This is a genomic window from Pseudomonas sp. PK-RTE-24 (assembly GCF_054052265.1).
In genome coordinates, this window is record NZ_CM133224.1 from 3,201,943 (window position 1) to 3,213,395 (window position 11,453).

An 11,453-nucleotide genomic window follows, 5' to 3' on the forward strand; every position below is an offset into this window, starting at 1 on the left:
ACCTCTTCATGGGAGTGAATAGGGCGCTCGCGTCGGCGAACTACTGACCGGCACCTTCGGAACCGGAGCCACCGGTGGTGGTTTTCGAGCCGACACCGGGGCCGGCATTGTCAGGCGGAGTGGCAGGAGAGTCAGGCGTGTTCATGCCACCCTGACGGCCCGGATCGCTGCCTTGTGTGCGCGGGTCGGTGCCGGTGGCGGGTGGCTGATTGATCAGCGGCACGCCGGAACCATCGGTATTCATTCCGGGGGCACTGTTGATAGCAGGCGCGCGTGGCGGGGTCGGATCGGTAGGGCCAGTGCCCGCTGCCGTGGACGAGGCGGCGAATACCGCAGGGCAGAGCAGGGCGCTGAAGACTAAAGCGGTCAACCTTGACGGGATCATAGGGCTTCTCCAGTGATTGGAATCCTTACACTGGGTTGGTCAGCCCTGGTGACGGATTGGTGCCTGATGATCGACGAACGGTCTTCACCGGGGTCGCATGTCTGCCGTTCAGACGATGCCGAACTTTAGTGTTTCCATCGGTGCAAAACAGTTAACGGTCATAAGCATCCTTTCAGAGTGTGCGGTATCAACTGTGGGAGCGAGCCTGCTCGCGAAGGCATTCTGTCAGTTGACTCGAGGCTGACTGGAAGGACGCATTCGCGAGCAGGCTCGCTCCCACAGGGGCAACGGCGTTCGCCCGATCGGGCAGGTCAGTATGTTTGCCATGTGACGAGCGCCGCTGCGCGCCTTAGTATGGCGCTTTAATTTGCAGACAAGGCCCGTCCATGACGATCGAAATCCGCCCGGCGACCCCCAGCGATGCGCCGCAAATCCTCGCCTTCATCACCGAACTGGCAGATTTCGAAAAGGCCCGTCACGAAGTCATCGCCAGCGTCGCCGACATCGAACGCAGCCTGTTCGGCGAAGGCGCGACCGCCCATGGCCTGATCTGCCTGCGCGACGGCTTGCCGATCGGCTTCGCGGTGTTCTTCTTCAGTTATTCAACGTGGCTGGGCAGCAATTGCCTGTACCTCGAAGACCTCTACATCACCCCCGAACAACGCGGTGGCGGCGCCGGCAAAACCCTGCTGCGCCACTTGGCAAAAATCGCCTGCGCCAACGACTGCGGCCGCTTCGAATGGAGCGTGCTGGAATGGAACACCCCGGCCATCGAATTCTACAAATCCCTCGGTGCACAACCGCAGGAGGAATGGGTGCGGTATCGCATGGATGGCAAGGTGTTGCGAGAGTTTGCCGAGGGCTGAGCACAATGATGGCAATCTACTGCTGATTCAGTTGTCGCCACCGCTCTAGTCCGGCATTCTGTGCGCCATTTTTGCGCGCTCACGGACGACACCTGCAATGCATCTGGCAAAATTTCTCCGCGCCTGTGGAGCCCTCGCTGCGTCAATGAGTGACCAGCTATGAGCGGACTGCAGGCGTCTATGCGTCTGTATGGTCTGGTGAAAACTACCGGCTCTTCTGACGACCCGAATCGACAGGCTGTCGAAATTCTCTGCATGGCCCAGCGCCCCGGCGGCCTGGCTATTCGGGCTTTCGTGTCGCGGCTCGACGCCGAGTTGATGTCGCGCAGCGCCGGCCTCGGCGAATACCGTGTGGTAGCGCTGAGAACCTTTGATCCAACTGCGATTATCGACGCTCATTAAGGCTGGCTGATGCTGCACATCTGTTGCGGCTTCGTCGCTCTCGCCGGCCATTCTCTGTTGAAAAACGGTGCGTTGATCCCGATGGGCTGGCACGTCTACTCCGAAGTAGGGCGTTGGACCAATGGGCATCATCTGGATTTCGGCGTGCAAATGGGCGACTTGCTGCAATCGACTTTCGAGCGCAATCACCTGCGCAACTACAACGCCTGGCTCAACGAACTTGATGATGCAACGCCTGCCGAGTTGAGTTGGCAAGCCAACGAAGCCTGGCGTGCCATACAAACCGCGACATCACCTGAAAGCCGTGAGCATTGTCATGCTCTGTTCGACCCGGTCGATAATCGCTGGCGCTTTGCCGCGACCGACATCGACATCTATCAGCCATCCCCGGCACCCCTTAAGCAAGGAGCTTTGAATTGAGTGGTAAACCCGCAGCTCGCGTCACCGACCCAACCGCCTGCCCACTGCCAGGTCACGGCACCAACCCGATTGTCTCCGGCTCGCCGGACGTATTCTTCGACGGCCTCGCTGCTGCACGCATGACCGATAAATCAGCGTGTGGCAGCCCTATCACCGGAGCGGTCTCCGGCACTGTTTTCATTAACGGCCTGAACGCCGCGATGCTCGATAGCACTGGTGGGCATGGCAATGTCGTGATCGGTGGCTCGGGCACGGTGATCATCGGCCAAGGTGGGGGAGGGGCCGCATTTAGTGGGCTGTTGCCGATGCCGGTGCATTTCACTGACAGGTTGCAAGTGACGAATGAAGCGACTGGACAGCCAGTGCCTTATCACGCCTACACCATTCAACGAGGCGACGGAAGTGAGGAACACGGTGTTACTGATGCGAACGGATTCACTCATATGGTCAGTTCGCACGTGGCAGAAACCATCAAACTATTCGTGGAATGATTGCTTATGTCCGAAGTCAATGCACCTACTGAAGTACCTCATGCGAAAAGGGAAGTCAAAGCACATACACTTACATGCAAGACCGATCAGACCAATAAGCAGGTGGCCATATCTCTGCGGAATTTTGTGGTTTTTTTTATTGGTGGTGCTGGAGACCAGGAAAGTTATTACTTCAGCGGGCCAAATAATAATGTCGACGCGGTGCGCGAAATCTTTATCAGAGATGCCAAGGCGTTGAAATTTCCTGTGGGAAAATTTGAGTCGTGGCCTCTTGGCTATAATGATTTCATTAGCGATAAAGACCTATCTGAAAAGGTACTGGCGAAGATCCCTGACTGCTCAACCGCTGTGTACATTGTGGGTCATAGTCTGGGAGGCTGGAATGGCGCCCACCTTTCAGCCACTCTCACGGAGAAGGGCTATACAGTGAGAATGTTATTGACCATCGATCCGGTTGGCGAAGGTGTAATGGTCTGGGGTATTTCCAATATCTACCGGTTGCCACCCAAGCCCAAGGCTCAGTACTGGGTTAATATTCGCGCTGCGCCGAAGATAACGAACGTATCAGATACGGTTGCTAGTTTTGGTGAACAATGGGAGGTTTCTACCGGGCCTAATGTAATGGGGCGCGTAGATGTGAATCATGCGGATGCAAATATTATGTATTTGCGGCCGTTGGATAACGGCAAGACTGCTCGTCAGATTTTTAACGAGTCGGTCTTGAGTTTTTTCAAGGAATGAACATCGTGTCTCGATTTTTTTTGATGGGTTTATTGGTCATATGTTCTGGATGTTCAATGAATCACGAAAAGCCGGCTGCGAAGCTGTTTTATTCCGGTGTTGATGAGTTGGAAGACACCGGAATCTATCAGGTTCACTTTCTCGCCGATGTGGAATTACTCGAGTTGTTCACATCACATATAAGCCAAGGGTTGGTATGTACTGTGGATGATGATGTGGACTTTTCTGTTGGGCACCAGATAAAACGCTCCGGTTTTGGCCTTGTTGAGCGCGATGAGAGTGGCGCTGCAAACGAGTACAAAGCCGACGTGATTTTCAGAGAGTCGACTGGCGAAAAGGGCGCGGAAATCTTTCCGGAGGGGCCGGTGCTCAATCGTTGGTTTACGAACAGACGTTTTATTTCCTGCGTGTTCCGCGTTCATACGACTCCTTACAAAACGTATTTTTCCCAAATCATGCGTGTGCCAACTGCCGACCTGGCGCGAGCTATCAACAGGGAGTGAATCCTTCATTCATCCAGGCTCCTTTTCTGGCGGGAGGGAGCCTGATCTCGATTGCTCCTCTGCCGCCTTTCAATGTCCGCTGAGCAGATGCATGCAGCGCCTTTCGCAGAGAATCCTTAATACCTTGGCTTTTTCTCCGTGGATCCTTACGGAGCACGATTTGTACCCGCGACAAGACAAGCTCGCCACTTGCGCTAATCCCAAAATATGGGATTGATATTTATATATTGAGATTTTAGTCCGCCCGGGTTTATAGTCCATCGCACTCACTGCCAAAAACAAAACAGGTGAAGCGATGCAGGCGCAATTGATCGCGCTCGATTGGGGGACGACCTCATTACGTGCTTACAAACTCGCGGCCGACGGTGTGGTGCTGGAGCAGCGTGCGCTGTCGTCCGGGATCATGCAGTTGCCCAAGACCCCGCGAATCATCCACGGCCGTGAATGCGCCGATGGTTTTGAACTGGCCTTCGACGAGGCCTGTGGTGACTGGCTCGATGCGCAGCCGGATCTGCCGGTGATCGCTTGCGGCATGGTCGGCAGTGCGCAGGGCTGGCGCGAAGCGCCTTACTGCGAAACGCCAGCCGACGTCGCCCATCTCGGAAATTCCCTACAAACCGTTGTCAGTCTGCGCGGTACGCCGGTGCATATCGTCCCGGGCGTGATCCAGCGTTCGCGTCTGCCGAATGTAATGCGCGGCGAAGAAACCCAAGTCCTCGGCGTGCTGCAAAGTCTGCCGGTCGAGGCGGGTGATGATCTGCTGATCGGCCTGCCTGGCAGCCACTCGAAGTGGGTGGAGGTGGTCGATGGCCGCATCACCCATTTCGACACGTTCATGACCGGCGAAGTGTTTGCCGTGCTCAGCGAGCACAGCATTCTCGGCCGTACCCAACAACCGAGCGCGACCTTCGATGCGCAGGCGTTCGATCGCGGCGTGCAAATCGCGCTGTCGACAGATGCCGAGCTCGGTGTGCTCTCGACCTTGTTCAGCGCCCGCACCCTCGGCCTGACCGGTGAACTGAGCCCGACTGCTCAGGCGGATTATCTCTCCGGTCTGATGATCGGCCATGAGCTGGCCGCGCTCGCCAATGTGCAGCGGCGCCGGCGCAATCAAGCGAATCTTCCAGCAATCGTGCTCATCGGCAATGCGCAACTGTGCACGCGATATCGCCGTGCTCTCGATGCCTGCGGCTTTGCTCAGGTAACGCTGGCCGAGCAGGCGACCGAGCGTGGCCTGTGGCAACTGGCGCGCGCCGCCGGACTGATCGATTCCTCATCCCGTTAACCCTGACTGGAGGCCTGACATGCTCAAGCAAGCACTGGCGCAAAACGGTCTGATCGCGATTCTGCGTGGCCTGCAACCGCAGGAAGCGGCGGCTGTCGGAGAAGTCCTGTATTCCGCCGGATTTCGTGTTATCGAAGTACCGCTCAATTCCCCATCGCCGTACGAAAGCATCCGCATTCTGCGTGATGCGCTGCCCGCCGATTGCCTGATCGGTGCCGGCACGGTGCTCAGCCCCGAGCAGGTCGAGCAGGTCAAAGCGGCTGGCGGCCAAGTGATCGTCATGCCGCACAGCGATGCCAAGGTGTTGCGCGCGGCGAAAGCGGCGGGGCTGTACCTGTCGCCTGGCGTGGCTACGCCGACCGAAGCCTTCGCCGCACTGGCTGAGGGCGCGGACATTCTCAAGCTGTTTCCGGCCGAACAAATGAACCCGACGGTCGTCAAGGCCTGGCTGGCGGTGTTGCCAGCCGGCACGGTGCTGGCGCCGGTCGGCGGGATCACACCGGACAACATGCAGGCCTTTATCGATGCCGGTGTGAAAGGTTTCGGCCTCGGTTCCGGTCTGTTCAAACCGGGCATGACGCCCGAGCAGGTGGCGGTCAATGCCAAGGCCTACGTGGCTGCCTGGAAAGCCCTGCGTTAAGACTTTTTGGCGCTGTGTGCGCTGCATCTAATAAAAGCTGCATTTACAAAAGAGAGCAGAGATGAAAATCACCAAACTCACGACCTTCATCGTTCCGCCGCGCTGGTGCTTCCTCAAGGTCGAAACCGACGAGGGCGTGACCGGTTGGGGCGAGCCTGTGGTCGAAGGGCGCGCGCATACCGTAGCTGCTGCGGTGGAAGAATTGTCCGACTACCTGATCGGCAAAGACCCACGCAATATCGAAGACATCTGGACCGTGCTCTATCGCGGTGGCTTCTACCGTGGCGGCGCGATTCACATGAGCGCGCTGGCCGGTATCGACCAAGCGCTGTGGGACATCAAGGGCAAGGCCCTCGGCGTGTCGGTCAGCGATCTGCTCGGTGGCCAGGTGCGCGACAAGATTCGTGTGTATTCGTGGATCGGCGGCGACCGTCCGGCCGACACCGCGCGTGCGGCGAAAGAAGCAGTGAGCCGTGGTTTCACTGCGGTAAAAATGAACGGCACCGAAGAACTGCAGTTCCTCGACACCTTCGAGAAAGTCGACCTCGCCCTGGCCAACGTTGCCGCCGTGCGTGATGCGGTGGGGCCGAACGTCGGTATCGGCGTCGACTTCCACGGCCGCGTGCACAAGCCGATGGCCAAGGTGCTGATGAAGGAGCTCGACCCGTACAAACTGATGTTCATCGAAGAACCGGTGCTCAGCGAAAACTACGAAGCATTGAAAGAACTGGCGCCGCTGACCAGCACGCCGATTGCCCTCGGCGAGCGTCTGTTCTCGCGCTGGGACTTTAAACGGGTGTTGAGCGAAGGCTACGTCGACATTATCCAGCCGGATGCCTCCCACGCTGGCGGCATCACCGAAACCCGCAAGATCGCCAACATGGCCGAAGCTTACGACGTCGCGCTGGCGCTGCATTGCCCGCTGGGACCGATCGCCCTGGCTGCCTGTTTGCAACTCGACGCGGCTTGTTACAACGCGTTTATCCAGGAGCAGAGCCTGGGCATCCATTACAACGAGAGCAACGACTTGCTCGACTATGTGAAGGATCCGCGCGTGTTCGACTACGACCAAGGCTTCGTGAAGATTCCGAACGGCCCGGGGCTGGGCATCGAGATCAACGAGGAGTACGTGATCGAGCGTGCCGCCGTCGGCCATCGCTGGCGCAACCCGATCTGGCGTCATGCCGATGGCAGCTTTGCCGAGTGGTGAGTCTCTGACTCGCTAGCATCAGATCGTTCCCACGCTCTGCGTGGGAATGCCTCAATGGACGCTCTGCGTCCGCTGCTGGGACGCGGAGCGTCCCGGGCTGCATTCCCACGCCGAGCGTGGGAACGATCAGTTCTCCGAGGGAGAGGAGATCTGCGTCATGACCTCAACAAACATAAAAAGAGGCATCTCTCATGCAAACGCATACCCTCTCCGGGCAGGCGTCTTTAGTCACGCCTAGCCGCAAGCGGTTTTTCATCATGGTGTTGCTGTTCATCACCGTGGTCATCAACTACCTGGACCGCAGCAACCTGTCGATTGCCGCGCCGGCGCTGACCAGTGAGCTGGGCATCGATCCGGTTCATGTCGGTCTGATCTTCTCCGCGTTCGGCTGGACCTACGCTGCCATGCAGATCCCCGGCGGCTGGCTGGTCGATCGCGTGCCGCCGCGCATCCTTTACAGTGTCGCGCTGCTGCTGTGGTCGCTGGCCACGGTGATGCTCGGTTTCGTCAGCAGCTTCATCGCCCTGTTCGTGCTGCGCATGGCCGTCGGTGCGCTGGAAGCGCCGGCCTATCCGATCAACAGTCGCGTGGTTACGACCTGGTTTCCCGAGCGCGAGCGCGCCACGGCGATCGGTTTCTACACTTCCGGACAGTTTGTCGGTCTGGCTTTCCTGACCCCGGTGCTGGCGTGGCTGCAACATGAATTCGGCTGGCACATGGTGTTCGTCGCCACCGGCGCGGTGGGCATTCTCTGGGCGCTGATCTGGTACGCGGTGTATCGCGAGCCGCGCGATTTCAAAGGCACCAATCAGGCGGAAATCGACCTGATCCGCGAAGGCGGCGGGCTGGTGGATATTCAGGCCGAGGCGGCCAAGGTCAAAGCCAAATTCAGCTGGACCGATCTCGGCATCGTCCTCAGCAAACGCAAGTTGTGGGGTATCTACCTCGGCCAGTTCTGTCTGAACTCGACGCTGTGGTTTTTCCTCACCTGGTTTCCGACCTATCTGGTGAAATATCGCGGCATGGACTTCATCAAGTCTGGCCTGCTTGCATCGCTGCCGTTTCTCGCTGCGTTCGTCGGTGTTCTGTGCTCGGGATTCTTTTCCGACTTCCTGATCCGTCGTGGCTACACCGTGGGCTTCGCGCGCAAGTTGCCGATCATTGGCGGGCTGCTGATTTCGACTTCGATCATCGGCGCCAACTTTGTCGAGTCGACGCCGCTGGTGATTGCCTTCCTCGCCCTGGCATTTTTCGGCAACGGTCTGGCGTCGATCACCTGGTCGCTGGTCTCGACGCTGGCGCCGGCGCGTTTGCTCGGCCTGACCGGTGGCGTGTTCAACTTCATCGGCAACCTGTCGGCGATTGCTACGCCGATCGTGATCGGCTTCCTCGCCAGCGGCGATTCGTTCGCTCCGGCGATCACCTACATCGCCGTGCTCGCACTGGTCGGTGCCTTGTCCTACGTGCTGCTGGTGGGCAAGGTCGAGCGTATCGAGTTGTAGTGCTCAGTCTCGGGCGACCATAATGCCGCCCGTTCCTTCGCTCAACGGTAAAAGGCTGGATATGCAGGAAGACGCCCCGGAAAAAACCAAGGACGCCGCGCCCACCGGCACCCAGACGCTGCTGCGCGGCCTCGGTGTGGTGCAGGCAGTGGCCAGTGGCGCGCGCGATCTCAAGGAGATCGCCCGGCTGATCGGCACCACGCGCAGCACTACCCATCGTCTGGCCAGCTGTCTGGTCGACGAGCGTTATCTTCGCGTGGTGCCGCAAATCGGTTATCTGCTCGGGCCGAAACTGATCGAACTGGGCTTCCAGGCCCGCGAAGAGTTGCCACTGGTGACCCTGGCCGGGCCGTATCTGGACGAGCTTTCGGCGCTGACCGGCGACACGGTGCATTTGGGGATCAGGGAAGGCGACGAAGTGCTGTACCTGCTGAAGAATCCAGGGCGCAACGGGCCGGAAATGCGCTCGCGGGTTGGCCATCGCATGCCGCTGGTACGCACCGGGATCGGCAAGGCCTTGATGCTCGATGATTCGCCGCAGGACTGGCGGCGGCTGTACGACATCAGCCTGCCGGCGGGTGGGAAAAGTCAGTTCTGGCCGCAGCATCCCCAGCAGTCTTGGGAACAGCTTGAGCAGCGCATGGGCGAATACGTTGCCGGTGGCTACGCGTTCGATCTGGAAGACAACGAACCGTCGATCCGCTGTGTGGCGGCGCCAATTCGTGATGCGAGCAAGGGCATAGTCGCGGCGATCAGTATCGCCAGCACCGTGCCGTACATGCCGCTGGAAAAAATGGCCGAGTTGATCCCCCTGCTCAAAGGGGTCACAACCCGGCTGTCGGCGGAGCTTGGTTTGAAGGTATAGCCCTAAGGTTTAGGCCTTCAGCGTCGCCATGTCGATGACGAAGCGGTACTTCACATCACCGGCAATCATCCGCGCATAGGCTTCATTGATATTGCGGATGTCGAGCATTTCGATGTCGCAGGTGATGTTGTGTTCGGCGCAGAAATCCAGCACTTCCTGGGTCTCGGCGATACCGCCGATCAGGGAGCCGGCCAGAACGCGGCGGCTCATCACCAGTTTGCCGGCGTGCACGGGCGGGTTCACCGGCTCGATCAGGCCGACCAGAATGTGCACACCGTCGAAACGCAAGGTGTCGAGGTACGGGTTCAAATCGTGTTGCACCGGAATGGTATCGAGCAGGAAGTCGAAGTAGCCGGCCGCGGCCTTCATCTGCTCGGCATCGGTGGAGACGATGACGTGATCAGCGCCCTGACGGCGACCTTCTTCAGCCTTGCTCGCCGAGCGGGTGAACAGCGTGACTTCCGCGCCCATGGCCTTGGCGAACTTGATGCCCATGTGGCCGAGGCCACCCATGCCGAGAATGCCGACCTTGTCACCGGCCTTGACGCCGTAGTGCTTGAGCGGCGAGTAAGTGGTGATGCCGGCGCAGAGAATCGGTGCGGCGCTGGCCAGTGCCAGTTTCTCAGGGATGCGCACAACGAAGTGTTCGCTGACCACGATGCTGTCGGAGTAACCGCCCATGGTGTTGCTGCCATCGACCCGGTCCGGGGTGGCGTAAGTCATGGTCGGGCCTTCGAGGCAATATTGCTCGAGGTTCGCCTGGCAGGCTTCGCAGCTGCGGCAGGAATCGACCATGCAGCCGACGCCAACCAGGTCGCCTACCTTGTGACGGGTGACATTCGCACCGACTGCGGTGACTTTTCCGACAATCTCATGGCCAGGCATCAGCGGATAAACGGCGATGCCCCATTCGTTGCGTGCCTGATGGATGTCGGAATGGCAGACGCCGCAGTAGAGAATTTCGATCGCCACGTCGTCGGCGCGCGGGCTGCGGCGTTCGAATTTCATCGGGGCGAGGGGCGTGGTGGCCGATTGGGCGGCATAGCCGATGGCGGTGTACATGGAGGACCTCGCAAAAACAGTGACAAGTGAGGCGGTGAATTCTGGCCGTCAGACGCGGGTGCGGCCATGACGATTTCTCCGGGTCTCATGCCTAATCCTCCGGCATGCGGGTCGCAGCGGTCGCATTGGCCGGCGGATCTGCGATGATGTTTTCATCCCCTTTTCCGTGAATTTTACGAAGACCTATTCGATGCAGTTGACCCGTCATCTTGATGCCAATGCCCGGCTGGTTTCGCTGATCGAACCGCTGGCGCTGCGCGATGGCTACAGCCAGACCGGCCTGCCCGGTGTGCAGATCCTGCGCGCCAGTTGCGACGTCGCCCGTGGCCCGCACATTTACGAGCCGAGCCTGATGATCATCGCCCAGGGCAGCAAACTGGCGTTCCTCGGCCCACGGACCATGGAATATGGCGCCGGGCATTACCTGATCCAGGCGCTGCCGGTGCCGTTCGAATGTGAAACTTTTGCCTTGCCCGATGCGCCATTGCTCGGTGTGTCGGTGGCGATTGATCGCGTCCTGCTCGGCGAATTGGTGCTGGCCATGGGGCTGGCGCCGGGTCGGCATATTCCGGCGCAGACGCCGGAGTCGATGACCTCGGTGGTGCTTGACGATGGCATGCGCGGTTGTGTCGAACGGCTGCTCAGCTGTCTGCACGATCCGCTGGAATGCCAGATTCTCGGCCCGGCGCGGGTCCGCGAGTTGTTGTTCGTTGCGTTGCGCGGGCCGCAGGCGGATGTATTGCGTGCGTTGGTCGAGCAACAAGGGCAATTCGCCCGGGTGGCGGCGTCGATCAGCCATCTGCATGCGCATTACACCGAGCCGCTGAATGTCGAGACCCTGGCTGGTTGCGCGAACATGAGCGTGTCGACGTTTCATGAGCATTTCAAACGCAGCACACTGTTGTCGCCAGTGCAGTATCTCAAGCGTTTGCGCTTGTTGAAGGCGCAGACGCTGCTGGTGGCGGAGGGGCTGGGTGTCGCGCAGGTGGCGCATCGGGTGGGGTATCAGAGCACGTCGCAGTTCAGTCGCGAGTACAAGCGTTACTTCGAACGCAGCCCGGGGGATGAGCGCGCTGCCTGA

Annotated in this window: 14 protein-coding genes; 12 read left to right on the plus strand and 2 right to left on the minus strand. The window is 59.3% G+C overall.

Features of this window, described 5'->3' with window-relative positions; genetic code table 11:
- Positions 1 to 40: 40 nt before the first annotated feature.
- Positions 41 to 385, minus strand: a complete 345-nt coding sequence (locus ACV8MC_RS14415) for a hypothetical protein (protein ID WP_076563793.1) — start codon at positions 383 to 385, stop codon at positions 41 to 43.
- A gap of 386 nt (positions 386 to 771) precedes the next feature.
- Between ACV8MC_RS14415 and ACV8MC_RS14420 the strand changes: the two genes are divergently transcribed.
- From ACV8MC_RS14420 to ACV8MC_RS14470, 11 genes are all read left to right on the plus strand, one after another.
- Complete coding sequence (locus tag ACV8MC_RS14420; protein WP_041479417.1) at positions 772 to 1,251, plus strand: GNAT family N-acetyltransferase; 480 nt, start codon at positions 772 to 774, stop codon at positions 1,249 to 1,251.
- Between the two features lie 159 nt (positions 1,252 to 1,410).
- A complete protein-coding gene (locus tag ACV8MC_RS14425; RefSeq protein ID WP_457262369.1) occupies positions 1,411 to 1,653 on the plus strand; it encodes a hypothetical protein in 243 nt (80 codons plus the stop codon).
- Positions 1,654 to 1,662: 9 nt separating this feature from the next.
- A complete protein-coding gene (locus ACV8MC_RS14430; protein ID WP_457262371.1) occupies positions 1,663 to 2,073 on the plus strand; it encodes a hypothetical protein in 411 nt (136 codons plus the stop codon).
- A complete protein-coding gene (locus tag ACV8MC_RS14435; RefSeq protein WP_457262372.1) occupies positions 2,070 to 2,564 on the plus strand; it encodes a PAAR domain-containing protein in 495 nt (164 codons plus the stop codon). The genes ACV8MC_RS14430 and ACV8MC_RS14435 overlap by 4 nt, the downstream gene beginning before the upstream one ends.
- A 6-nt stretch (positions 2,565 to 2,570) precedes the next feature.
- Positions 2,571 to 3,305 carry an alpha/beta hydrolase gene (locus ACV8MC_RS14440; protein ID WP_252868078.1) on the plus strand — a complete coding sequence of 245 codons (735 nt, stop codon included), beginning with the start codon at positions 2,571 to 2,573 and terminating at the stop codon, positions 3,303 to 3,305.
- Between the two features lie 56 nt (positions 3,306 to 3,361).
- Positions 3,362 to 3,808: a hypothetical protein gene (locus ACV8MC_RS14445; protein ID WP_236168413.1), complete on the plus strand. Its 447-nt coding sequence runs from the start codon at positions 3,362 to 3,364 to the stop codon at positions 3,806 to 3,808.
- 295 nt (positions 3,809 to 4,103) lie between these two features.
- Entirely contained in the window at positions 4,104 to 5,093 is a 990-nt protein-coding gene (locus ACV8MC_RS14450) for a 2-dehydro-3-deoxygalactonokinase (protein ID WP_457262374.1), read from the plus strand.
- Between the two features lie 19 nt (positions 5,094 to 5,112).
- Positions 5,113 to 5,733: a 2-dehydro-3-deoxy-6-phosphogalactonate aldolase gene (locus ACV8MC_RS14455; RefSeq protein ID WP_457262375.1), complete on the plus strand. Its 621-nt coding sequence runs from the start codon at positions 5,113 to 5,115 to the stop codon at positions 5,731 to 5,733.
- Positions 5,734 to 5,794: 61 nt separating this feature from the next.
- Complete coding sequence (gene dgoD, locus ACV8MC_RS14460; RefSeq protein ID WP_016770960.1) at positions 5,795 to 6,943, plus strand: galactonate dehydratase; 1,149 nt, start codon at positions 5,795 to 5,797, stop codon at positions 6,941 to 6,943.
- A gap of 191 nt (positions 6,944 to 7,134) precedes the next feature.
- Entirely contained in the window at positions 7,135 to 8,445 is a 1,311-nt protein-coding gene (locus ACV8MC_RS14465; RefSeq protein WP_056788291.1) for an MFS transporter, read from the plus strand.
- A gap of 61 nt (positions 8,446 to 8,506) precedes the next feature.
- Positions 8,507 to 9,310, plus strand: coding sequence for an IclR family transcriptional regulator (locus tag ACV8MC_RS14470; RefSeq protein WP_016770958.1), 804 nt, complete (start codon positions 8,507 to 8,509; stop codon positions 9,308 to 9,310).
- Positions 9,311 to 9,319: 9 nt separating this feature from the next.
- On the opposite strand, the gene ACV8MC_RS14475 is transcribed toward ACV8MC_RS14470, so the two are convergent.
- Positions 9,320 to 10,372 (minus strand): NAD(P)-dependent alcohol dehydrogenase, encoded by a 1,053-nt coding sequence (locus ACV8MC_RS14475; RefSeq protein WP_071173192.1) that lies wholly within the window; start codon positions 10,370 to 10,372, stop codon positions 9,320 to 9,322.
- Positions 10,373 to 10,562: 190 nt separating this feature from the next.
- Here ACV8MC_RS14475 and ACV8MC_RS14480 point away from each other — a divergent pair, with 190 nt between their 5' ends.
- Positions 10,563 to 11,453: an AraC family transcriptional regulator gene (locus tag ACV8MC_RS14480; RefSeq protein WP_016770956.1), complete on the plus strand. Its 891-nt coding sequence runs from the start codon at positions 10,563 to 10,565 to the stop codon at positions 11,451 to 11,453.